Genomic DNA, 21,455 nt, shown 5'->3' on the forward strand with positions numbered 1-21,455 from the left:
AGTCGCCCGCTCGGAGCCCGCGCCCCCGCCTCTGCGGGCCTCGGAGGACGCCCGCTCGGAGCCCGCGCCCCCGCCCCTGCGGGCCTCGGAGGCCCGCGAGGCCGCCGCCGCCTTCGTCGCGCGGCTCAACCCGGCGCCGTCCGCCCGTGCCGTCCAGAACCTGGTGCTGCTCGTCTCGGAGCTGGTGACGAACGCCATCCGGTACGCCGGAGGCGTCACCGCCCTGTCGTTCGGTGCCGATCACGGCGCGCTGCACGTACGGGTCGTGGACCCCAGCCCCGCCCACCCGCAGTGCCGCGTCCCGGACCTGACCGGCCAGTCGGGCGGTTTCGGCTGGCCGATGATCCTCCGGCTGTCCAGCAGCGTCACCGTCCACCGGCACGGCGAACGGGGTAAGACCATCCTCGCCACGCTGGCCCGCTGACCGGCACCCGGGCCGGCGGTCACAGGAAGCGGCGGAACGGCACGACCGACGCTTCCCGCAGCCGCTGCACGACCGACCGACGCTTCCAGCGCCCGCCCTTGATCAGGACACTCGACTCCAGGTCCTCATCGAAGTGGCCGTCGAGCGTCGCGGTGAACGCGCGGTCCATCACGGCGAGCATCACTTCCTCGTCGTGGTCCAGCGAGCGCCGGTTGAAGTTGGTCGAGCCGATCAGCGACGCGACGCGGTCGATGGTGACCGCCTTGGTGTGGATCATCGTCGGCTGGTACTGGAAGATCTTCACGCCGCAGTCGGTGAGGTCCTCGTAGTGCAGCTGTCCGGCCAGCTGGCAGACCCGCTTGTCGGTGTGCGGCCCCGGCAGCAGGATCTGCACGTCCACCCCGCGCCGCGCGGCGGCACAGAGCAGCTCCACGAAGTACGCGTCGGGCGCGAAGTAGGCCGTGGTCAGCCGTATCCGCTCCTCGGCGGACTCCAGTACGACGCGGAGCAGCGTCTGCATGTCCTGCCAGCCGAAGCTGGCCGAACCGCGCACGACCTGGACGACCGAATCCCCGCGCGGCGGCGTCCCCAGGAACCGGTCGCGGTCGTCGAACAGCTCGTCGTGGCACTCGGCCCAGTTCTGCGCGAACGCCGCCGCCAGTCCGTCCACGGCCGGTCCGCGCACCTGTACGTGGGTGTCGCGCCACTCGTTCTCGTCGCGGGCGTCCCCGCACCACTCCTCCGCTATGCCGACGCCCCCGGTGAACCCGGTCTCCTCGTCGACCACGAGGACCTTGCGGTGGCACCGGTGGTTCTGCTTCAGCGGTGAGAGGTAGAGCGGCTTGCGGAACCACGCCACCTGGACGCCCGCCGCCTCCATCGCCGTGAGCTGGTCCTTCTCGATCAGCCGGCTGCCGAACCCGTCCAGCAGCAGCCGGACCCTGACCCCGGACCTGGCCCGGTCCGCCAGCGTCCGGGCGAACTCCCTGGCTATGTCGCCGCGCCAGTAGACGAAGGTCATCATGTCCACGGTGTGTTCGGCGCCCCGGATGCTCTCCAGCATCGCGGCGAAGATCGCGTCGCCGTTGCGGAGCGGGATCAGCTCGTTGCCCTCGGTCGCGGCGATCCCGATGAGCCGTTCCAGCCGCCGCCGCAGCCTGTGCGCGCGTTCGGCGAGGAGCTCGGCCTCCCGCTCCTCCGGGGCATCGACGGCAGAGGAACGGGACGGCTCAGGGCCGACGCGCTCGGGTCTGCCCTCCACGGTGCTGGTCATACGTCTCCTCGACGGTCGTCACTGGGCGGTTCCGGGGCCGCCCCACGCGGAAGCGACCCCGCGCACCTTCCCACGACTCCCCCGTCCACGCGTTCACCGGACTGTGACGCTTCAGACAGCGCCCAGGAGCCCGAGCACCTTCCGGACCGCCTCGACCACCGGCTCCCCGACCGTCGACACGGTGGCCGCGATCCCGGCGACCGCCAGCAGCGCCCGGTGCCGCTCCTCCGGTGCCTGCGGCGCGTCGGCCCCACCGGTGAGGGCGGGCAGGTTGTCGTCGAGCGCGCGGGCGCTGACGGGCGGGAGCTGCCCCCGCAGCTCACCGACCAGCCGCAGCAGCTCCCGTACCGCCTCCTGCAACTCGGGAGAGCCGGAATCGGCGGCGGGCGGGGCGAAGTGGTTGTTCTGGATGCCCGTGTTGCCCGAGCCGCCGTACATGTTGACGTTGTCGCCGCTCATGAGTTCGCGATCCCCACGTTTCCGGTTCCGCCGTACATGTTGACGTTGTCCCCGAAGTGGTAGATCTGGGGACTCACACTGATGCCCTCCACCCGCACGGTGAACTCGGCCTCCGGGTGGTCGATGGCGTACGCGATCCGGCCCACGAGCTGGATCAGCTGCGCCGGGTCCTGGCTGGTCACCATCGCCGTGGACGGCCCCGCCGTCTCGATGGCCAGCACGAAGTGCGAGGGCGCGGAGAGCACCTTCGTCAGCTCAAGCAGGAAGTAGATCAGCGCGCCGACCGTGCCGAGCCACACGAGGGTGACGAAGGGGCCACCGCTGCTCTCGCCCTGCCCGATGGACGCCACCGTGTCCACCAGCAGGATGAGCACGGTCATACCGACCGCCAGGGCGAGCGTCAGCGCCACGCGCTTGCAGAAGAGCGTGATGGCCTCCTTGCGGCGCGGCCGCAGCACGAAGGTGAACACCCGGGCGATGTTCTCCAGCGGGTAGGCGGCGGGCCCGACCCACAGCAGCCGTTTGCTGACCCTGAGATCCACCGCGTGCACGAGGGGCGGCGGGGGCGCGCCCATGGGGCGCGGCGGTACGGCCGGTGGCTCCATGACTCCCCCTCGGATGATCCGCTCGGCGCGAAGGACCAATTAAGCGCCGCACGCTCGGTCAACGCAAGCCAAATTCTTTCAAATATGCTCCAGGGCAGCGCAGTTGGCGAAATCTCATCACCCACACCACGCACACGGCCAGCTCACAGCCCCCTGCGGAACTGACACCAGACCACCTTGCCGGGGCTGCGCTCCCCCACGCCCCACCCGTCGGAGTACGCCGCCACGATGAGCAGCCCACGCCCCGACTCCCCGGCGGGCTCCCGCGCCACGGGCGTACCGTCCCCGCTGTCGTGCACCTCCATCCGCAGCAGCCGCCCCGCCTCCTGGAGCAGCAGCCGCACCCGGTACCCGCGCCCCGGCGGCACCCCGTGCACCAGGGCGTTGGTCGCCAGCTCGCTCACGCACAGCAGTGCGTCCTCGGCCCGCGCCCCGTACCCCCAGTCATTGGCGGCGGCCCGCACGAACTCCCTGGCCGCCCGCACCGATCGGCGCTCCCGCCGGTAGAACCGCTCGCGCAGGAGCACGAGTTGCATCGTCTCGTTCATGAGACGAGGGTCACAGTCCGTGACTAGGCTGTCGCCCTACGCGAGGCCGTACACATTTCTTGTACGGGCCGATCATGCGTGAAGTACGGACGAGAGTGGGGAGTGGGGCCGCATGCACCCCAGGAATCGGCAGCGCAAGAACGCGTCGGCAATGAAGCTCGTAGGAGCGCTGGTAGCTCATTTCCGCAAAGCGGCGGGGATGACGCAACGCCAACTGGCCGACCGCTCCAACACCCAGCCGGAGACCATCGCCTCCATCGAACAGGGCCGCCGCGCCCTGCTCCCACCACTGGCCTGCGCCCTCGACGACATCCTGGAGACGAAGGGAGCGCTGGGCACGGCCCTGGAGTACATGCCGGAGGTCGACCTGATCCCGGCGTGGGCCGAGGAGTACATGGACCTGGAACGGAGGGCGCTGGCGCTGTCCTGGTTCGAGAACCAGGTACTGCCTGGGCTGCTCCAGACGGAGAACTATGCGCGGGCGGTGTTCCGCAGCAAGGTCCCCGTCATGCCTGAGGACGAGATCGAGGCACAGGTGGCGGCCCGCATCGAGCGGCAGGAGATCCTGCACCGGAAGAACCCTCCCACTACAAGCTTCATCATCTCCGAAGCCGTCCTCCGCGACCGCCTGGGCGGTGACGAGGTGTACGCGGAGACCCTGCGGCACCTCGCAGAGGTCGCCCAACTGCCCGGCATCACCATTCAGGTCATGCCACTCGGCCAGAAGACGCACGCAGCTCTCGACGGCCCGTTCATCCTGCTCGAAACACCGGACTACCAGCACCTCGCCTACACGGAAACGCAGCGCGGAAGCCAGATCGTCGCAGACCCAGACGAGGTCAGCATCCTGGCGCAGAAATATGCGATGCTGCGGACGCAGGCCCTCAACGTCGAGGAAACCAAGGACCTGCTGGACCGGCTGCTAGGAGAGTTATGAGCACGGCACGTACGTGGTTCAAGTCCAGCTACAGCGGCAGCGAGGGCGGCGCGTGCCTCGAAGTCGCCTACGACTGGCGGAAGTCCAGCTACAGCAGCGAGGAGGGCGGAGCCTGCGTCGAGGTAGCCGCTCACCCCCTCGCCGTGCACGTCCGCGACTCCAAGAACCCCGAGGGCCCCGCGCTCACCCTCGCGCCGACCGCCTGGGCGGCGTTCACCGGCCACGTAGGTAACTGACGGGCCGACTGTCAGTGGGGGCGCCTAGGGTTTCGGCATGGCGACGCTCCCGAATCCTCTGCGCTCCCCGGCCGCTGCCGGGCTTGAACTCCCGCCCGGCAGACTCGTGGACGACACGGTCGACGGCACGTGGACCGAACCCCTGCTCTGGTACGGGGACGAGTCCGCGTCCCCCGGATCGTGGGCGGCGATGCGTGCGTCGGGGCGGCCCGTCGGGCTGCTGCCGGTACTGATCGACGGCGGGATGCGCACCCAGTGGCCCGAGCGCTGGGACCTCGCCCCGGCGCGGACGACGTACGCCGGGGATCACGACGCCGAGGACGTACTGAGCGAGGCGTGGGAGGCCTACGCAGAGGACGAGCTGAACGACGCGCCGTCCGACTGGCCGGGCCTGGCTCCGGTGCCGGCCGAGGCGGGCCCGGACACCCCGGACGGCCTGGCGGCCGAGGTCGCGGACCAGCTGACCGGGATGGATTTCTCCCCGGCCGGAATGCGGGCGGCGCTGGTGCCCGCGCGGCGCAGCGCGGACATACCGGCGGCGATCGGCTGGTCGGGACCGCTGAACCACGAGAACGACGTGGCGCGGCTCTGCTCGGTGCTGCGCTCCTGGGAGGACCGCTTCGGGGCCCGGGTCGTGGTGCTCGGCTTCGACACGATGATCGTCTCCGTGAGCCGCCCACCGACCACCACCGCCGAGGCCGAGGCGCTGGCGGCCGAGCACTTCGCGTTCTGCCCGGACAACGTCCAGCAGTCGACGTTCAACACCCTCCAGACATACGCGGAGAAGGCGCTGCTCAAGCAGGAGACGTGGGCGTTCTGGTGGGATTGACGGCGCGACGCCGGACGACGAGGACGATGATCAGGGCGACCTGGAGCACGAGGATGACGATGGTGCCGAGGTACGCGACGGGGTCGGTGCCGATCAGCGTGGAGAACAGGCTGGTGTCCCACAGCCCGTGGACGAGCATGGGCAGGAGGATCACGCCGCCCGCACGCAGGCACAGGTAGAAGAAGTAGCCCGAGGTGCAGACGATCAGGGCCTGGAGTATCGCCTGGGGGCCCTGGCCGATGGCGTTGCTGACGTGCGCCAGGCCGAAGACCACGGATGACCAGAGGGCGACCTTGCCTTCGCTGAATCCGGCGCGCTTGAACACGTGGACGCCGATGCCCCGGAACATCAGCTCCTCGCCCACGCCGACGAACAGCCCGAGCAGCAGCAGGCAGCTGACCAGGGAGGCGCTCTGGTCGCCCAGGTGGCCGTAGTTCATCCCGACAACGGCGGCGAGCAGCATGGAGATCGGCACCCAGCGCACCCAGCGCCGCGCGGGCACCCGGTAGCGCAGGACCACGCCCCACCAGCCGAGCCAGGTCACCAGTGCGGCGACGAACACGATCGAGGAGCCGATCGGGATCAGCGCGTTGCGGACGAGCGACTCGGTGGTCGGGAACTGGCTGTCGGAGGACCCTGTGTCCACGCCGATCAGCTTTCCGAGCCCCTGGATGATCCCCAGGTAGACGACTACCGCCACCAGGAACCACGGCCACGTGAACCTGCGCCCGACCTGCTTCTCCGCCTCGGCTGCGTACACCGGCCCCACCCTCACTGTCAGCGGCAATCGCACTGCCGCACCCGCCGCGCGCCGTGCCGCTCACACGGTGGTCGCGCAAGCTTCCCATTTCACGATCTAATCGGACTATATGCCAGTCGATTCCCGTTCAATCGCCTGGCATATGGGATCTAGGTCACGTGCGGACGGCTCCGAGGAACCCCTGATCACCGCCTTCCCGGGCATCACCGGGGCAAGGCCTCAACCGGCGCGTCGGCGCCCGGCGGCTCAGCCCGCCGGATCACCCGCACCGCGTCAGGAGGCGGCCTCCCACTTGGAGCTCTGCCTGTTGTAGCGGTACTCCGGCCGTCCCGCGATGCTGCTCGTACGGAACGGCCGGCCGCCGTCGTCGATGCGCAGGGTGCCCGTCTGGCCGCCGCTGCTCCACTCCAGCTCCAGGTACCAGTTGACGTCGTGGCCCTCCACGTGCGCGTCCAGGTCGAAGACCTCCACGTCGTTGGAGGAGACGCGGAACGGGAAGTCCTTCGCCGGGACCTTCTTGTCGCCCTGCTGCCCCGCCACGGGGGTGAGCGTGGGGCGGCTGTTGTCCAGGCCGACGTCGAAGGACTGGGGCTCGATCCCGCTCCCGCAGCCCTCGCCCATCGAGAACGCGGACCGCTTCAGGGGCGCGCTGCGGTTCAGCACCCGCACGTTCAGGTCTTTCAGGACGACCGCCTGCTCCGAGGTTCCCTGCACCGTGAGTTCGAGCTTCATCCGGCCGCCGTCCACCCCGCCCAGCGCGCGGGCCCAGCCACGGGTGTCCTGCGGTACGGGCGGCGGCGGCACGTTGGCGGCGGGCTCGTCCAGCAGGTAGTACTGCCCGCAGGGCTCTTCCCAGTTGTACGAGCTGATGGTGACGGTCGGCGGCCGGCCGGTGGGGGTCTTCGGCTCACTGCCCGCCTCGGGCGGGGCGGCGGTCTTCGACGCGCCGGCGGACGGTGTGGCGGACCCGGTGGTCGCGGACGGGCTCGGCTTCCGCGACGGGCCGGGCGACGCGGAGGCGCTCTCCGAAGCGCCGGACACGGCGTCCGCCTTCTTGTCGCCCCCGTGGCCCGTCACGTCCGGGGACGCGCCCACGGCGGCGTCCTCGCTCGATCCGGCGAGCTGGTTGGCGACGACGGCGGTGGGCACGGTGAGCGCGACGACGGCGGCCGCCGCGAGCAGCACCCGGGTACGGGCGGACGCGCGCCGCCAGCGGTTGCCGGAGGCGGCGGGCTCGGCCAACTGCCCACGTTCCAGCCGGGAGCCCGGCGGAACGGGCACGGGATCGGGTGCGGGATGGGGTGCGGGCTCGGGTGCGGGCTCGGGTGCGGGTCCCGGCTCGGACTCGTCCACGGGCTCGGGCTCCGCAGCCGGAGCCTGAGCCGGAACGGGAGCCGGAGCCGGTACGGGCGCAGGCGCAGACGGAGGAGCCGCCGTCCCGCTCTCCTGCTTTCCGCGCCGCCGCGCCGCCTCCGCGACGATCCACCGCCGGTGCAGCTCCACGAGTTCGTCCGACGTGGCCCCGCACAGCCGGGCCAGCCGTTCCACAGAGCCGTACTCGACGGGGACGGCGTCCCCGTTGCAGTACCGATGGAGCGTCGACGTGCTGACGTGCAGTTTCGCGGCGAGCACCCCGTAACTGCGTCCCGAACGGTCCTTCAGTTCCTTGAGCAGGGCCGCGAAATCCTCGGCCTCCGGCGTCGCCACTGCAGCGTTCCCCCTCCTGGTCCGTCCCGGAACACCATTCCAGGGACGTGGAATCTGCCCAGGTCACAGTACGCGCAGGCGTTCCAGCATCCCCAATGGATCGGCAGGTGTTGCGGCCGGAATCCGCCGCCCCGCAGGCTGTGACCACACCGCAGAGACCACGGGGAACGAGCAATGCGAACCCTCTTCCGCATCGAGCTCATCGATGTTCTGGCCATCGGTGTGGTGATCGTGGCGGGCACGGTCGTCATGATCCTCATCCACCGCACCTGACCCACCAGCGCTGATCCAGCACCTTTACTTCACGGGGAGTACCACCATGCGCAGCAACCGCATCCGCACCACCGCCCTCGCCGCCACCGCCCTCCTGGCCGCCCTCTCGCTCACCGCTTGCGGCGCCGACAACGGCGGCACGAGCGACAACGGCAAGTCGGGAGCGTCCGCTCAGTCGGCGAACGGCGCCGCCGAGCAGTCCCCGTCCCCGACCGCCGCACCGGAGAAGGACGGCACCGACGCCGACGCAGACAGCAAGACGGGCGGCACATCGGACGGCACGTCGAACGGCTCAGAGGCGGGGAAGACCGGGGACAGCGGGAACGGCTCCACCGGCTCCACGGACCGGGCGGGCAGCAGCTCCAAGGGCAAGTCGGACGCCTGCACCGGCGGCAACACCAAGACCGGCGTCAGCAAGGTGACCCGGCCCATCAACCACCTGCTGCTCACCGTGACCAACACGGGCAGCACCAGCTGCAACGCCTACTACGCACCCAAGCTCCGCTTCGACGACGCACAGGCCGTCTTCCCGATCCTTGAGGACAGCAAGCCGCAGGCCGTCGTGACGCTCAACCCGGGCGAGTCCGCCTACGCCTCCATCGGCCTGACCGGCGAGCCCGGCGCCGGCCCCGCCCCGCGCGAGGCCACCCACCTCCAGGTCAACTTCGCCGGCCGCAGCCCCGAGGGCTCCACCGGCACCCCGGCCGAACTGAACCTCCCGGCCGACACCGTCTGGGACGACAACGGCTTCGTCACCTACTGGCAGACCGAGATGTCCGACGCCCTCACCTACTGAGCACCGTCACCGCGCCGTCCGTCCGTCCCCGCTCCCGGCCCGGCCCGTCCCCGTCGACGGCCGGGCCGGGAGTGCGCCGCCGTCAAACGGGAAGCCACACACAATGGACCGGACAGAGAACCTCATCGACCAGTTCCGCGCGGAGCCCCCCGAGAGCGACCGGAGACGCGAAATCGTCGCGGGCATAGGCGGCGTCCTCGCGGACCGGCCCGACCACCCGGCGGCCCTGACGTTCCTCGCCTCGGTGACCGAGGACACCGAGGAGTACGAGCTCGCCAGGATCGAGGCCGCGACCGCCCTGCGGCGGTGGCCGCCCACGGACGGCACCCACCGGCAGCGGGCCGCCCGCGCGCTGCTCGCCGTGATGCGCGGGCCCGACGAGGACCTGGTGCGGCAGTACGCGGCCATGGCGCTCGGCCCCTACGCGGACGAACCGGAGGTCCACGACGCGATGGCGGCCGCCGTCCTCACCGACGAGGACCAGCTCGTCCGGGACAACGCCCTGGCCGCGCTCAGCCACGCGGGCCCGAGCGAGGACCGGGCCGAGGTGCTGCACCGGCTGGCCGGCGACCGCACGCTGGGCCGGGAGGCCACCCGTATCCTCACGGCCTGGGGCGGCGAACCGGCGCTCTGAGCACCGGCCTTGCCGAACGGAGCAGCCGGCCGCACCGGTCCTGCCCAACGGGACACCGAGACACCCCGATCGCGATCCGGAACATCTCCTCTCACAAGTCCGCGCCCCCGCCGGAGTCGCCGCGGCGGGCGCCAGGTCGTTTTCCCCCGTCGGGGCAGGCGCGGCTGGGTCCCCTCGTGGCGGCAGGTGCTGAGCGCGTCCCTGCGCGAAGCGACGACCAGGTCCGCCGACCTCACCTTCGTCCAACTCGGCATGCACATCGGGCTGAAGAAGGTGAGGAAGCCGGCGGTCGGGGGCTTCAGGAAGCCGGGGCCGCGGAGTAGCCGGCCCGCCCCGGACTGTCCCGCGACCGCCCCCTCCCGCCCGGCCCGTGATGTCCCCCGGGGCCGGGCGGGACGCCCGCGTAACCGCGCCTTCAGGCTCCGGCGCGCCTCAACTTCCGCGCGACCTCCGTCGCCCAGTACGTCAGGATCATCTGCGCGCCCGCGCGCCGGATACCGGTCAGGCTCTCCATGATCGCCGCGTCCCGGTCGATCCAGCCCTTCGCCGCGGCGGCCTCGATCATCGAGTACTCGCCGCTGATCTGGTACGCGGCGACGGGCACGTCCACCGACTCGGCGACCTTGGCCAGGACGTCCAGGTACGGTCCGGCCGGCTTGACCATGACCATGTCCGCGCCCTCGGCCAGGTCGAGCGCCAGCTCGCGCATCGACTCGCGGGCGTTGGCCGGGTCCTGCTGGTACGTCTTGCGGTCGCCCCGGAGCGAGGAGCCGACGGCCTCGCGGAACGGACCGTAGAAGGCGGAGGAGTACTTCACCGTGTACGCGAGGATCGACACGTCCTCGTGGCCGGTCTGGTCCAGCGCGTCGCGGACCACGCCGACCTGGCCGTCCATCATGCCGCTGGGGCCCACCACATGGGCGCCCGCGTCGGCCTGGACCTGGGCCATCTCGGCGTACCGCTCCAGCGTCGCGTCGTTGTCGATCCGGCCGTCCTCCGTCAGCACCCCGCAGTGGCCGTGGTCGGTGGTCTCGTCCAGGCAGAGGTCGGACATGACGACGAGATCGTCACCGACCTCCTCGCGGACCGCGCGCAGACCGAGCTGGAGGATGCCGTCCGGATCGGTGCCCGCCGTGCCGCGGGCGTCCTTCTTCTCGTCCAGCGGCACACCGAACAGCATGATCCCGGAGACGCCCGCCGAGACCGCGTCGACCGCGGCCTTCCGCAGGGTGTCCAGGGTGTGCTGCCGCACGCCGGGCATGGCCGAGATGTCGACCGGCTCGTCGATGCCCTCGCGCACGAAAGCGGGCAGGATCAGGTTCGCCGGGTCGAGCCGTGTCTCGGCGACCATCCGCCGCATCACGGGGGTCGTCCGCAGCCGCCGGGGGCGGGAGCCGGGGAAGTTTCCGTACACAGTCATCCTTCGAGACTAGACCCGTACACATCACGCTCTTACCGACACCGGTGTTGGGAAAGCAAGGGGCCCGGCCGCCTCCAGGAGAAGCGGCCGGGCCCCGTACACAGCACTCCGGACGGTCAGGTCGTCGTACGACGACGCCGCGCACCCGGACGCCGCTCGCTCGGCCGCGTCACCGGGTCACCGGCCTCCTTCGCCGCGTCCCGGCGCTGCGCGCCGAAGGCCGCGAGGGCCTCGGCCAGCTTGTGCACCGAGGGCTCGGGGGACAGCACGTCCACACGCAGGCCGTGCTCCTCCGCGGTCTTCGCCGTGGCCGGGCCGATGCACGCGATGACGGTCACGTTGTGCGGCTTGCCCGCGATGCCGACCAGGTTGCGCACCGTCGAGGACGAGGTGAAGAGCACCGCGTCGAAGCCGCCGCCCTTGATGGCCTCACGGGTGTCGGCGGGCGGCGGCGAGGCGCGGACCGTGCGGTACGCGGTGACGTCGTCGACCTCCCAGCCCAGCTCGATGAGACCGGCCACCAGCGTCTCGGTGGCGATGTCGGCGCGCGGCAGGAACACCCGGTCGATCGGGTCGAAGACCGGGTCGTAGGGCGGCCAGTCCTCCAGCAGCCCGGCGGCGGACTGCTCGCCCGAGGGCACCAGGTCCGGCTTCACCCCGAAGTCGACGAGCGCGGCGGCGGTCTGCTCACCGACGGCCGCGACCTTGATCCCGGCGAAGGCACGGGCGTCGAGCCCGTACTCCTCGAACTTCTCCCGGACCGCCTTCACGGCGTTGACACTGGTGAACGCGATCCACTCGTAGCGCCCTGTGACCAGGCCCTTGACCGCGCGCTCCATCTGCTGGGGCGTACGCGGCGGCTCGACGGCGATCGTCGGGACCTCGTGCGGCACCGCGCCGTACGAACGCAACTGGTCGGAGAGCGACGCCGCCTGCTCCTTCGTACGCGGCACGAGCACCTTCCAGCCGAACATCGGCTTGGACTCGAACCACGCGAGCTGGTCGCGCTGGGCGGCGGAGCTGCGTTCCCCGACCACGGCTATGACGGGCCGGTGCCCCTCCGGCGACGGAAGGACCTTGGCCTGCTTGAACAGCTGGGCGATGGTGCCCAGCGTCGCCGTCCAGGTGCGCTGCCGGGTCGTGGTGCCGCCGACCGTCACGGTCAGCGGGGTGTCGGGCTTGCGGCCCGCGGAGACCAGCTCGCCGGCGGCCGCGGCCACCGCGTCGAGCGTCGTCGAGATGACGCACGTGGCATCGCTCGCGCCGACCTCGCTCCAGCAGCGGTCGGAGGCGGTACGGGCGTCCACGAACCGGACGTCCGCGCCCTGCGCGTCACGCAGCGGCACCCCGGCGTACGCGGGCACCCCCACGACGTTGGCGACACCCGGCACGACCTCGAAGGGAATCCCGGCGGCGGCGCAGGCCAGCATCTCGCCGCCCGCGTTCCCGTCCAGGCCGGGGTCACCGGCGACGGCACGGACGACCCGCCTGCCGCCCTTCGCGGCCTCCATGACAAGATTGGCCGCATCCCTGAGAACGGGTACCCCGACGGCTGTTGACTGCGCGTCAACAACCGTCAGCTCAGGCGTGCTTACACCTGCGCGCGCATGGCAGCGGACGACGCCGAGAACGTCCGGCTCGGCGACAAGAACGTCCGCGCTCGCAAGCGCCTCGACGGCGCGCAGAGTCAGCAGTCCCGGGTCGCCGGGACCGGCGCCGAGGAAGGTGACGTGCCCTGCGGACAGGACAGGAAATTCGGATGCGGCGGGGCCGGTGGGGCTCAAAGTGCTCGCTCCCCCATAAGACCGGCCGCACCCTTGGCGAGCATCTCGGCCGCGAGTTCGCGACCGAGGGCCGCCGCGTCGTCGTGCGACGTGGGGACGGGACCGGTGGTGGACAGCTGTACCAGCGAGGAACCGTCGGTGGACCCGACGACTCCGCGCAGGCGCAGTTCGTTGACAGCCTGACCGTCGGCCAGGAGGTCGGCCAGCGCACCCACAGGTGCGGAGCAGCCGGCCTCCAGGGCGGCGAGCAGGGCACGCTCCGCGGTCACGGCGGCCCGGGTGTACGGGTCGTCGAGCTCCGCGAGCGCGGCGGCGAGGTCAGTGCTGCTGGCAGCACATTCGATCGCCAGTGCTCCCTGGCCGGGAGCGGGCAGGACGGTGTCGACCGACAGGAAATCGGTCACCTCACCGGTCCGGCCGAGACGGCTGAGTCCGGCCGCGGCGAGTACCACCGCGTCCAGTTCACCGCTTCGTACAAAACCGATACGCGTATCGACGTTGCCGCGGATCGGCACGGTCTCGATGCCGAGGCCGTGACTGCGGGCGTACGCGTTGAGCTGCGCCATGCGACGCGGCGAGCCGGTGCCGATCCGGGAGCCGGACGGCAGCTGCGCGAAAGCCAGCCCGTCCCGCGCCACCAGCACGTCACGCGGGTCCTCGCGCGCCGGCACCGCGGCCAGCACGAGGCCCTCGGGCTGCGCGGTCGGCAGGTCCTTCAGCGAGTGGACGGCGAAGTCCACGTCACCGCGGAGCAGCGCCTCGCGCAGCGCGGCGACGAACACGCCGGTCCCGCCGATCTGCGCGAGCTGCTCCTTGGAGGTGTCCCCGTACGTGGTGATCTCGACGAGCTCCACGGCCCGCCCGGTCACCTCGCTGACGGCATCGGCCACCAGGCCGGACTGCGCCATGGCCAGCTTGCTGCGCCGGGTCCCCAGCCGCAGCGGCTCGGTGGCCCCCGCGCCCAGGGGTGAGTTGTCGGTCATGACCGCCCTCGATTCGGGTCGTTCAGGTCTGCCCGGGAGACGGCGGCGACCGTCTGCGGGTCGAGGTCGAAGAGTTCCCGCAGCGCGTCGGCGTACCCGGCGCCGCCGGGCTCGCTGGCGAGCTGCTTGACCCGCACGGTGGGCGCGTGCAGGAGCTTGTCGACGACGCGGCGCACGGTCTGCGAGATCTCGGCGCGCTGCTTCTCGTCCAGGTCGGGGAGGCGTCCGTCCAGCCGTGCGATCTCGCCCGCGACCACTCCGGCGGCCATCGTGCGCAGGGCGACGACGGTGGGAGTGATGTGGGCGGCGCGCTGGGCGGCACCGAAGGCGGCGACCTCGTCGGCGACGATGGTGCGCACCTGGTCCACATCGGCGGCCATCGGGGCGTCCGCGGACGCCTCGGCGAGCGACTCGATGTCGACGAGGCGCACACCGTCGAGGCGGGCGGCGTCCCCGTCGATGTCGCGGGGCATCGCGAGGTCCAGCAGGGCGAGCCGGACCGGTCCGGTCGACTGGACGGGCACGGTGACCCGGCGGACGGCCTGCGCCTGCGCGGTCGCGGTGGCGGAACCGTTCTCCACCCACGCGGCGTGCTGGTCCAGCTCCACGGGCGACGCGGCGACGGGCGCGGCGGGCGCCTCCTGCGGGGCGAAGTCCAGCCCGAGCGCACCGGCGACGGCCTCCGCGCTCAGCACCAGACCGGTCGCGCCGGTGCAGGAGACGACGACATCGGCACGTGTCAGTTCGTCGGAGACCGCGGCCATCTCCACGGCGTGGGCGGCGACCGAGGTGCCCGCGGCCTGGCTGAGGATCTCCACCAGCCGGTCGGCGCGGGCCCGGGTGCGGTTGGCGACGACGATCTCCGCGACACCGGTACGGGCCAGGGTCGCGGCGGCCAGCGAGGACATCGAGCCCGCGCCGATCACCAGGGCTCGCTTGCCCTCCGCCCAGGCGGCGGGGTCGCGGCCCCCGGCCAGCTGCTCCAGTCCGAAGGTGACGAGCGACTGGCCGGCCCGGTCGATCCCGGTCTCGCTGTGGGCGCGCTTGCCGACCCGCAGGGCCTGCTGGAAGAGGTCGTTCAGCAGCCGTCCGGCGGTGTGCAGCTCCTGCCCCAGCGCCAGCGCGTCCTTGATCTGGCCGAGGATCTGGCCCTCGCCCACGACCATGGAGTCCAGTCCGCAGGCCACCGAGAAGAGATGGTGGACGGCCCGGTCCTCGTAGTGCACGTAGAGATACGGAGTGAGCTCGTCCAGACCGACGCCGCTGTGCTGCGCGAGCAGCGTGGACAGCTCGGCGACGCCCGCGTGGAACTTGTCCACGTCGGCGTACAGCTCGATGCGGTTGCAGGTGGCCAGCACGGCGGCCTCGGTCGCGGGCTCCGCCGCGAGCGTGTCCTGGAGCAGCTTGACCTGTGCGTCGGCGGCCAGCGAGGCCCGCTCCAGTACGGAGACGGGGGCGCTGCGGTGGCTCAGCCCTACGACGAGGAGACTCATGCCGGCATCACCGCGGGCATGTCCCCGTCAGGCCCCTTCCGGCTGGTGGTCGCGGCCCGCACCGGCGGCGCGGCCGGGTCGGGGCCGTCGTCCGCGGCGGCGTCCTCGCCGGCCTTGCGCTGCTCGTGGAAGGCGAGGATCTGGAGCTCGATGGAGAGGTCGACCTTGCGCACGTCGACGCCGTCGGGCACCGAGAGCACGGTCGGGGCGAAGTTCAGGATGGAGGTGACACCGGCGGCCACCAGGCGGTCGCAGACCTGCTGCGCCGCGCCGGGCGGGGTGGTGATGACACCGATCGACACGCCGTTCTCGCTGATGATCCGGTCCAGCTCGTCGGCGTGCTGGACGGGGATACCGGCGACGGGCGTTCCGGCCATCGCCGGGTCGGCGTCGATGAGCGCGGCGACCCGGAAACCGCGGGAGGCGAAACCGCCGTAGTTGGCGAGCGCGGCGCCGAGGTTGCCGATGCCGACGATGGCGACCGGCCAGTCCTGGGTGAGGCCGAGTTCGCGGGAGATCTGGTAGACGAGATACTCGACGTCGTAGCCGACGCCGCGCGTCCCGTAGGAGCCCAGATAGCTGAAGTCCTTGCGCAGCTTGGCGGAGTTGACCCCCGCCGCCGCGGCGAGCTCCTCGGAGGAGACCGTGGGGACCGAGCGCTCGGAGAGCGCGGTCAGCGCACGGAGATACAGCGGAAGTCGGGCGACGGTGGCCTCGGGAATTCCTCGGCTACGGGTCGCCGGTCGGTGGTTTCGGCCAGTTGCCACGGTGCTCCTGCGGGATGAGCGGGGCTGCAGGCGGCCGCATGTCCCATGGCCGCCCCGTCGAATGCAGGCTATGTCTTTGTGAACGCGTGCACAAAGATGGTGTCCGATTTGTCCGGTCAAAGTGACCGGGGTCACGCGCATTCGTCGCGCGATCCAGGAACCGCCGATCGCATCAGCCCGTTGCAGGCCCGAAGGGGGCAAGGTGGTACACACTCCTCACAACTACGCCCCCGGGACCACTCAAAACGCCCACGATGGTAACCGGGTTTCACTCAGGAAATCAGCGCACTGCGCAGTCTCGCCGGGTCCACCCGCCAGAACGTGTGCTGTTCGTTATCAATGAGGACCACGGGGATCTGCTCCCAGTACTCCCGGTGCAGCTCATCGTCCAGGGTGATGTCCTTCTCCTCCCAGGACGCGCCGGTCTCCTCACAGACCTTCCGCACCACCAGCCTGGCATCGTCACAGAGGTGACACCCCGGCTTCCCGACCAGGGTGACCACCCGGTCCGCGGGCTTCTTCTTCGTACGGCGCAACAGGGGACTCATACCCCTCATTCTGCGCCGCGTGCGGAGGCGGCCCGCCCCTCGCCCTCCACGCCCGGAATCACCCGTTTAACAATGCGGTCCCCGAGAGTTCACGCCTTCGCATCCCGGCAGGTCGGGGAGGGCCGAAGCGACTGGCTATGCTCACGACATGGCCGCTCTTGGATGGCTCACACCCCGTAGGCGCTCCGCGACAGCACGGAGCGTGCTGGCAGGCGAGGCCGCGGCGGAAGCCGCGCGGAAGTCGTCGCTCGACGCCGAGCGCCCCGCCGACACCGAAGCAGAAACCGGCGCCACGCCCGGCGCGCCGGCCGAGGAACCCGAGTTCCCCGTCGTCGGTGACGACCGGGCAGCCGCCTTCTTCGACCTCGACAACACCGTGATGCAGGGCGCCGCGATCTTCCACTTCGGCCGCGGCCTGTACAAGCGGAAGTTCTTCGAGCGCCGCGAACTGACCCGGTTCGCCTGGCAGCAGGCCTGGTTCAGGCTGGCCGGCGTCGAGGACCCGGAGCACATGCAGGACGCGCGCGACAGCGCCCTGTCCATCGTGAAGGGCCACCGCGTCTCCGAGCTGATGTCCATCGGCGAGGAGATCTACGACGAGTACATGGCCGACCGCATCTGGCCCGGCACCCGCGCGCTGGCCCAGGCCCACCTCGACGCGGGCCAGAAGGTCTGGCTGGTCACCGCCGCCCCGGTGGAGACCGCCACGATCATCGCCCGCCGCCTCGGCCTGACCGGCGCGCTCGGCACCGTCGCGGAGTCCGTCGACGGCGTCTACACCGGACGCCTGGTGGGCGAGCCGCTGCACGGCCCCGCGAAGGCCGAGGCGGTACGCGCCCTGGCGGCGGCGGAGGGACTGGACCTGGCGCGCTGCGCCGCGTACAGCGACTCGCACAACGACATCCCGATGCTCTCCCTGGTCGGGCACCCGTACGCGATCAACCCCGACAGCAAGCTCCGCAAGCACGCGCGGGCCCGCGACTGGCGGCTGCGCGACTACCGGACGGGCCGCAAGGCGGCCAAGGTCGGCATCCCGGCCGCGGCGGGAGTGGGCGCCCTCGCGGGCGGTACCGCCGCCGCCGTCGCCCTGCACCGCCGCCGTCGCTGACCCGGGGCCACTCGGTCGCCCCGGTCGGTCCGGTCGGTCCGGCCGCCCCGGTCGGTCCAGCAGGTCCGATCGGCCGGCCATCCCTGCCCGACCACAACCTGTCGCGGCTCCTGGCAGATCTCGAAATAATTCGATCAATAACCGGTCACCATGTGCTACTTGATGTGTCGAATAGTCGCTACAGAAGCGACGTAACCGGTGATTTGAGCAACTGGGTGTAGCACTGCCTGTACGAAGCGTTATTCTCCTCAGACGCATTCCGGAACCCACCACTCACTACGACGAGTGACGGTTTCGCACTGCACGTGATGGAAGCTCTGCCTCTGGGAGTCCCGTGTACCCACACGTCGGGGTTGACGCCTCGGGCCTGGCTACGCTGCGCGCAACGGTCGGCGACCGCTTGCGCGGCTTCGTCCCCACCGCGTACGCCGTACCCGCCTTTGCCACCCCTGCGCCTGTCGGCCCTTGCTACGCCCTGGCCGAACGCGGTGCGGCGGTCGGAAGACGCAGCAACCGCGGCGCAACGACCACGTCCACCGTTCGTCGGCCGACGGCCGACAGCGACAGCGCGCGCATGATGGATCTCGTCGAGCGCGCACAGGCCGGTGAGGCTGACGCCTTCGGCCGCCTCTATGACCAGTACAGCGACACCGTGTACCGCTACATCTACTACCGCGTGGGCGGCAAGGCGACAGCGGAGGACCTCACCAGTGAGACCTTCCTGCGCGCCCTGCGGCGTATCTCCACGTTCACCTGGCAGGGCCGTGACTTCGGCGCCTGGCTTGTCACCATCGCCCGCAACCTGGTCGCCGACCACTTCAAATCCAGCCGGTTCCGGCTGGAAGTGACCACCGGCGAAATGCTCGACGCCAACGAGGTCGAGCGCAGCCCCGAGGACTCCGTCCTGGAGTCCCTCTCCAATGCCGCACTGCTGCAAGCGGTGCGCCGACTCAACCCCCAGCAGCAGGAGTGCGTGACCCTGCGCTTCCTGCAAGGCCTCTCGGTCGCCGAGACCGCCCGGGTGATGGGCAAGAACGAGGGCGCGATCAAGACCCTGCAGTACCGCGCCGTCCGCACCCTTGCCCGACTCCTTCCGGACGATGCCCGCTGATCCCACCCGAGCCGAATCACTCTCGGCGATACGTTCATCACGCACTGGTCCGATCATCCTTCGTGCGTAACCCAAGTGCCGCGCCACTCGTTGTGCCGGTTGCAGGCCCCCTGTCGTCACCCCCTGTCCGCAGACACTCACTCAATCGTGTGTATGCGCTCAAGGTGTGCAACCTTCCGGACCCTCAGGGGAGTCGACCGTCATGACGAGAGGAGGTGCCGCCAGTGATCGCGAACGTCTCGGCACACCGGCGGGCGAACGCCTTCGCCCAGGCCGTGGAGGAGCAGTCGCTCCGCGGTGCGGCGGCCGTACAGCCCGAGGACCCGGCCGAACCGGCCGACCGCGGACCGCTGTTGGCCCTGGCGAACGGCCTCGGTGAGCTACCGAAGCCGGCGTTGGATCCCGAGGTCAAAGTGGTGCAGCGAGCCCAGCTCGTCGCCGCCATGGAGGCCATGTTCGCCGCGGGCGGCACGCCCGCGGCCCCCGCAGTACCCGAACAGCGGAGCAAGGGGGCCCACCGGGCCTCCCCGCTCCGCAAACTACGCCCCAGATCGCGCTGGACGAAGGGCCTCGCGGCCGGCGGACTCACCGTCGGTGTGGCCGCGGGAGCCTTCGGCGGAGTGGCCGCGGCCAGCTCCGACGCGCTCCCGGGCGATTCGCTCTACGGGCTGAAGCGCGGCATGGAGGACATCCACCTCAACCTGGCGGGCAGCGACACCAGCCGCGGCGAGGTCTACCTGGACCAGGCATCGACCCGGCTCAGCGAGGCCCGCAGGCTGATGGAGCGCGGCCGCTCCGGCGAACTGGACCACGAGCAGCTAGGGGAGGTCAGGCGGACGCTCAACGGCATGACGCACGACGCCACCGAGGGCCACCGCCTGCTGCACGCCGCCTACAAGCGGGACGGCGCCATCGGCCCGATCCAGACGCTGGACTCCTTCTCCCGCTCACACCGCGAGAGCTGGACCAGCCTCCGCGACCGGCTGCCCGTCCAGCTCACCGAGCTGGGTGACCAGGTGAGCTCGGTCTTCGCGGCCATAGACGAAGAAGTCGCGCCGCTGCAATCGCTGTTCCCCCGCGCTCCGGAGAAGAACGGCGGATCCCAGCGGTCCGACTCCACCGACACGGGCACGGGTACCGGTACCGGCACCGCCCCTTCGTCGCACAAGCCGTCACCCTCGTCCTCCTCGCCCGCCGGCGCGCACGAGGGCAAGAAGGACGGCGGCACCTCGCCCCACCCCTCCGACTCGGGCAGTACCCCGGTGGACGGTCTGATCGGGGGCGGCGCGGACGACCTCTTCGACCCGCCGTCACCGGACACCACCGAACCGTCCAAGGACACCCCGAGCACGGCGCCCACACCGGACATCACCCTGCCCCCGCTGATCCCCGGCCTGATCGGGGGCCTGGGCATCGACAGCAGGGCCGACAAGGACTGACCCCCAACCCACCGCCGGACGGGCACCCCGAGCCCGTCCGGCCAACCCAGACACGTCACCCAACCACCCCGAGCCCGCGACCCGGCCACCTCAAGCCCGCGGTCCGGCCGCCGCACACCCGAGGCCGGCAGCATCCCGCCCGCCCAAATCAAGCCCGTCCGGCGATTGAGGACGAAGCCCGCGCCCCGGGCCCCGAGGCCGACAGAACCCAGCCCGTCCGGCGATTGAGGACAGAGCGGCACCCCGGCCGCCGCCGGGCACACTCAGAAGAACACCGACCGCCGCTGCACCAGCAACTTGTACAACGTGTGCTGAATCTGCTCCCGCACCTGATCCGTCAGATTGAACATCAGCATCGGATCCTCCGCCGCCCCCAACGGATACCCATCCGTAGGAATCGGCTCACCGAACTGGATCGTCCACTTCGTCGGCAACGGCACCGCCCCCAGCGGCCCCAGCCACGGAAACGTCGGCGTGATCGGGAAGTACGGCGTACCCAGCAGCCGCGCCAGCGTCCTGGAGTTGCCGATCATGGGGTAGATCTCCTCGGCCCCCACGATCGAGCACGGCACGATCGGTACCCCGGCCTGAAGCGCCGTCGACACGAAGCCGCCCCGCCCGAAGCGCTGGAGCTTGTACCGCTCGCTGAACGGCTTGCCGATGCCCTTGAAGCCCTCCGGCATCACGCCGACGACCTCGCCCTGCCTCAGCAGCCGCTCCGCGTCCTCCGCGCACGCCAGCGTGTGCCCCGCCTTGCGGGCCAGCTCGTTGACGACGGGCAGCATGAAGACCAGGTCCGCGGCGAGCAGCCGCAGATGCCGCCCCGCCGGATGGTTGTCGTGCACCGCGACCTGGAGCATCAGCCCGTCCAGCGGCAGCGTCCCGGAGTGGTTGGACACGATGAGCGCCCCGCCCTCCGACGGGATGTTCTCGATGCCCTTCACCTCGACCCGGAAGTACTTCTCGTACACGGGCCGCAGCGCCGACATCAGCACCTGGTCGGTGAGTTCCTTGTCGTAGCCGAACTCGTCGACGTCGTACTCGCCCGTGACCCGCCGCCGCAGGAACGCCAGACCGCCCGCGATCCGCCGTTCCCAGCCGGCCCGTCCCGCACCCTCCGGCGCCGCCTCGGCCCCCTCGGGCTCATGCGCCTCGCCCGCCCGCTCCCCCGGCGGCAGCCCGGCGTCCGGCCGGCCCGGCAGGGCGCTCACGGACCCGTTGCCGCGTCCGGGACCGCGCCGCCGCGCGGCACGCGGCGAGCCCCCCGACCGCGAACGGTCGTCGTCGAACGGAATGACCTTGGCATCCGCCATCGTCGGTG

Annotated in this window: 22 protein-coding genes; 9 read left to right on the forward strand and 13 right to left on the reverse strand. The window is 71.0% G+C overall.

Going from position 1 to position 21,455, the window contains the following annotated elements; all coding sequences use genetic code 11:
• The first annotated feature begins 31 nt into the window (after positions 1-31).
• Positions 32-424 (forward strand): ATP-binding protein, encoded by a 393-nt coding sequence (locus tag ACIP89_RS17290; protein WP_401927601.1) that lies wholly within the window; start codon positions 32-34, stop codon positions 422-424.
• A 19-nt stretch (positions 425-443) separates the two neighbouring features.
• On the opposite strand, the gene ACIP89_RS17295 is transcribed toward ACIP89_RS17290, so the two are convergent.
• From ACIP89_RS17295 to ACIP89_RS17310, 4 genes are all read right to left on the reverse strand, one after another.
• Complete coding sequence (locus ACIP89_RS17295; RefSeq protein ID WP_401927513.1) at positions 444-1,697, reverse strand: phosphatidylserine/phosphatidylglycerophosphate/cardiolipin synthase family protein; 1,254 nt, start codon at positions 1,695-1,697, stop codon at positions 444-446.
• Between the two features lie 111 nt (positions 1,698-1,808).
• Positions 1,809-2,156, reverse strand: coding sequence for a DUF5955 family protein (locus ACIP89_RS17300; RefSeq protein ID WP_401927515.1), 348 nt, complete (start codon positions 2,154-2,156; stop codon positions 1,809-1,811).
• Positions 2,153-2,761: a DUF6232 family protein gene (locus ACIP89_RS17305; RefSeq protein ID WP_401927517.1), complete on the reverse strand. Its 609-nt coding sequence runs from the start codon at positions 2,759-2,761 to the stop codon at positions 2,153-2,155. The genes ACIP89_RS17300 and ACIP89_RS17305 overlap by 4 nt, the downstream gene beginning before the upstream one ends.
• Before the next feature lie 143 nt (positions 2,762-2,904).
• Complete coding sequence (locus tag ACIP89_RS17310; protein WP_401927519.1) at positions 2,905-3,309, reverse strand: ATP-binding protein; 405 nt, start codon at positions 3,307-3,309, stop codon at positions 2,905-2,907.
• A 112-nt stretch (positions 3,310-3,421) separates the two neighbouring features.
• Here ACIP89_RS17310 and ACIP89_RS17315 point away from each other — a divergent pair, with 112 nt between their 5' ends.
• The 3 genes from ACIP89_RS17315 to ACIP89_RS17325 are packed head-to-tail and all read left to right on the forward strand — an operon-like array spanning position 3,422 to position 5,311.
• Positions 3,422-4,246 carry a helix-turn-helix domain-containing protein gene (locus ACIP89_RS17315; protein WP_401927522.1) on the forward strand — a complete coding sequence of 275 codons (825 nt, stop codon included), beginning with the start codon at positions 3,422-3,424 and terminating at the stop codon, positions 4,244-4,246.
• Positions 4,243-4,482 (forward strand): DUF397 domain-containing protein, encoded by a 240-nt coding sequence (locus tag ACIP89_RS17320; protein ID WP_401927524.1) that lies wholly within the window; start codon positions 4,243-4,245, stop codon positions 4,480-4,482. Before ACIP89_RS17315 ends, ACIP89_RS17320 begins: the two co-directional genes overlap by 4 nt.
• Before the next feature lie 37 nt (positions 4,483-4,519).
• The gene (locus ACIP89_RS17325; RefSeq protein ID WP_402115516.1) at positions 4,520-5,311 is read left to right on the forward strand and encodes a DUF4253 domain-containing protein; all 792 of its coding nucleotides are present in this window, start codon (positions 4,520-4,522) and stop codon (positions 5,309-5,311) included.
• Here the strand turns inward: ACIP89_RS17325 and ACIP89_RS17330 are convergent.
• Together ACIP89_RS17330 and ACIP89_RS17335 are read right to left on the reverse strand one after the other, a co-directional pair.
• Positions 5,277-6,071 carry a CPBP family intramembrane glutamic endopeptidase gene (locus ACIP89_RS17330; RefSeq protein ID WP_401927529.1) on the reverse strand — a complete coding sequence of 265 codons (795 nt, stop codon included), beginning with the start codon at positions 6,069-6,071 and terminating at the stop codon, positions 5,277-5,279. The two genes, ACIP89_RS17325 and ACIP89_RS17330, sit on opposite strands and share 35 nt — an antisense overlap.
• Before the next feature lie 273 nt (positions 6,072-6,344).
• Positions 6,345-7,778 (reverse strand): helix-turn-helix domain-containing protein, encoded by a 1,434-nt coding sequence (locus ACIP89_RS17335; protein ID WP_402115517.1) that lies wholly within the window; start codon positions 7,776-7,778, stop codon positions 6,345-6,347.
• Positions 7,779-8,097: 319 nt separating this feature from the next.
• Between ACIP89_RS17335 and ACIP89_RS17340 the strand changes: the two genes are divergently transcribed.
• Complete coding sequence (locus ACIP89_RS17340; protein ID WP_402115519.1) at positions 8,098-8,847, forward strand: DUF4232 domain-containing protein; 750 nt, start codon at positions 8,098-8,100, stop codon at positions 8,845-8,847.
• Between the two features lie 103 nt (positions 8,848-8,950).
• The gene (locus ACIP89_RS17345) at positions 8,951-9,481 is read left to right on the forward strand and encodes a HEAT repeat domain-containing protein (RefSeq protein WP_402115521.1); all 531 of its coding nucleotides are present in this window, start codon (positions 8,951-8,953) and stop codon (positions 9,479-9,481) included.
• 415 nt (positions 9,482-9,896) lie between these two features.
• Here ACIP89_RS17345 and hemB read toward each other — a convergent pair whose 3' ends face one another.
• The 6 genes from hemB to ACIP89_RS17375 all read right to left on the reverse strand — a co-directional run bounded on the left by hemB (position 9,897) and on the right by ACIP89_RS17375 (position 16,476).
• Positions 9,897-10,901 carry a porphobilinogen synthase gene (hemB, locus tag ACIP89_RS17350; protein ID WP_402115523.1) on the reverse strand — a complete coding sequence of 335 codons (1,005 nt, stop codon included), beginning with the start codon at positions 10,899-10,901 and terminating at the stop codon, positions 9,897-9,899.
• A 116-nt stretch (positions 10,902-11,017) separates the two neighbouring features.
• Positions 11,018-12,685, reverse strand: a complete 1,668-nt coding sequence (locus tag ACIP89_RS17355) for a uroporphyrinogen-III synthase (protein ID WP_401927542.1) — start codon at positions 12,683-12,685, stop codon at positions 11,018-11,020.
• Positions 12,682-13,668, reverse strand: coding sequence for a hydroxymethylbilane synthase (hemC, locus tag ACIP89_RS17360; RefSeq protein WP_401932314.1), 987 nt, complete (start codon positions 13,666-13,668; stop codon positions 12,682-12,684). The genes ACIP89_RS17355 and hemC overlap by 4 nt, the downstream gene beginning before the upstream one ends.
• Positions 13,665-15,161 carry a glutamyl-tRNA reductase gene (locus tag ACIP89_RS17365; RefSeq protein ID WP_401927548.1) on the reverse strand — a complete coding sequence of 499 codons (1,497 nt, stop codon included), beginning with the start codon at positions 15,159-15,161 and terminating at the stop codon, positions 13,665-13,667. Before ACIP89_RS17365 ends, hemC begins: the two co-directional genes overlap by 4 nt.
• A complete protein-coding gene (locus tag ACIP89_RS17370; protein WP_401927551.1) occupies positions 15,158-15,928 on the reverse strand; it encodes a redox-sensing transcriptional repressor Rex in 771 nt (256 codons plus the stop codon). The genes ACIP89_RS17365 and ACIP89_RS17370 overlap by 4 nt, the downstream gene beginning before the upstream one ends.
• A 272-nt stretch (positions 15,929-16,200) precedes the next feature.
• Positions 16,201-16,476: a glutaredoxin family protein gene (locus ACIP89_RS17375; protein ID WP_401927554.1), complete on the reverse strand. Its 276-nt coding sequence runs from the start codon at positions 16,474-16,476 to the stop codon at positions 16,201-16,203.
• Between the two features lie 148 nt (positions 16,477-16,624).
• Here ACIP89_RS17375 and ACIP89_RS17380 point away from each other — a divergent pair, with 148 nt between their 5' ends.
• The 3 genes from ACIP89_RS17380 to ACIP89_RS17390 all read left to right on the forward strand — a co-directional run bounded on the left by ACIP89_RS17380 (position 16,625) and on the right by ACIP89_RS17390 (position 20,134).
• Positions 16,625-17,584 (forward strand): HAD family hydrolase, encoded by a 960-nt coding sequence (locus ACIP89_RS17380; RefSeq protein WP_401927556.1) that lies wholly within the window; start codon positions 16,625-16,627, stop codon positions 17,582-17,584.
• A 334-nt stretch (positions 17,585-17,918) separates the two neighbouring features.
• On the forward strand, positions 17,919-18,695 hold the full coding sequence (locus ACIP89_RS17385) for an ECF subfamily RNA polymerase sigma factor, BldN family (protein WP_389211256.1): 777 nt from the start codon (positions 17,919-17,921) through the stop codon (positions 18,693-18,695).
• A 224-nt stretch (positions 18,696-18,919) separates the two neighbouring features.
• A complete protein-coding gene (locus ACIP89_RS17390) occupies positions 18,920-20,134 on the forward strand; it encodes a DUF5667 domain-containing protein (RefSeq protein ID WP_402115525.1) in 1,215 nt (404 codons plus the stop codon).
• 263 nt (positions 20,135-20,397) lie between these two features.
• Here ACIP89_RS17390 and ACIP89_RS17395 read toward each other — a convergent pair whose 3' ends face one another.
• Complete coding sequence (locus ACIP89_RS17395; RefSeq protein ID WP_402115526.1) at positions 20,398-21,447, reverse strand: lysophospholipid acyltransferase family protein; 1,050 nt, start codon at positions 21,445-21,447, stop codon at positions 20,398-20,400.
• Between the last annotated feature and the right edge of the window lie 8 nt (positions 21,448-21,455).

Origin of the sequence: Streptomyces sp. NPDC088730, from assembly GCF_044751215.1 — a bacterium.
GTDB lineage: Bacteria > Actinomycetota > Actinomycetes > Streptomycetales > Streptomycetaceae > Streptomyces.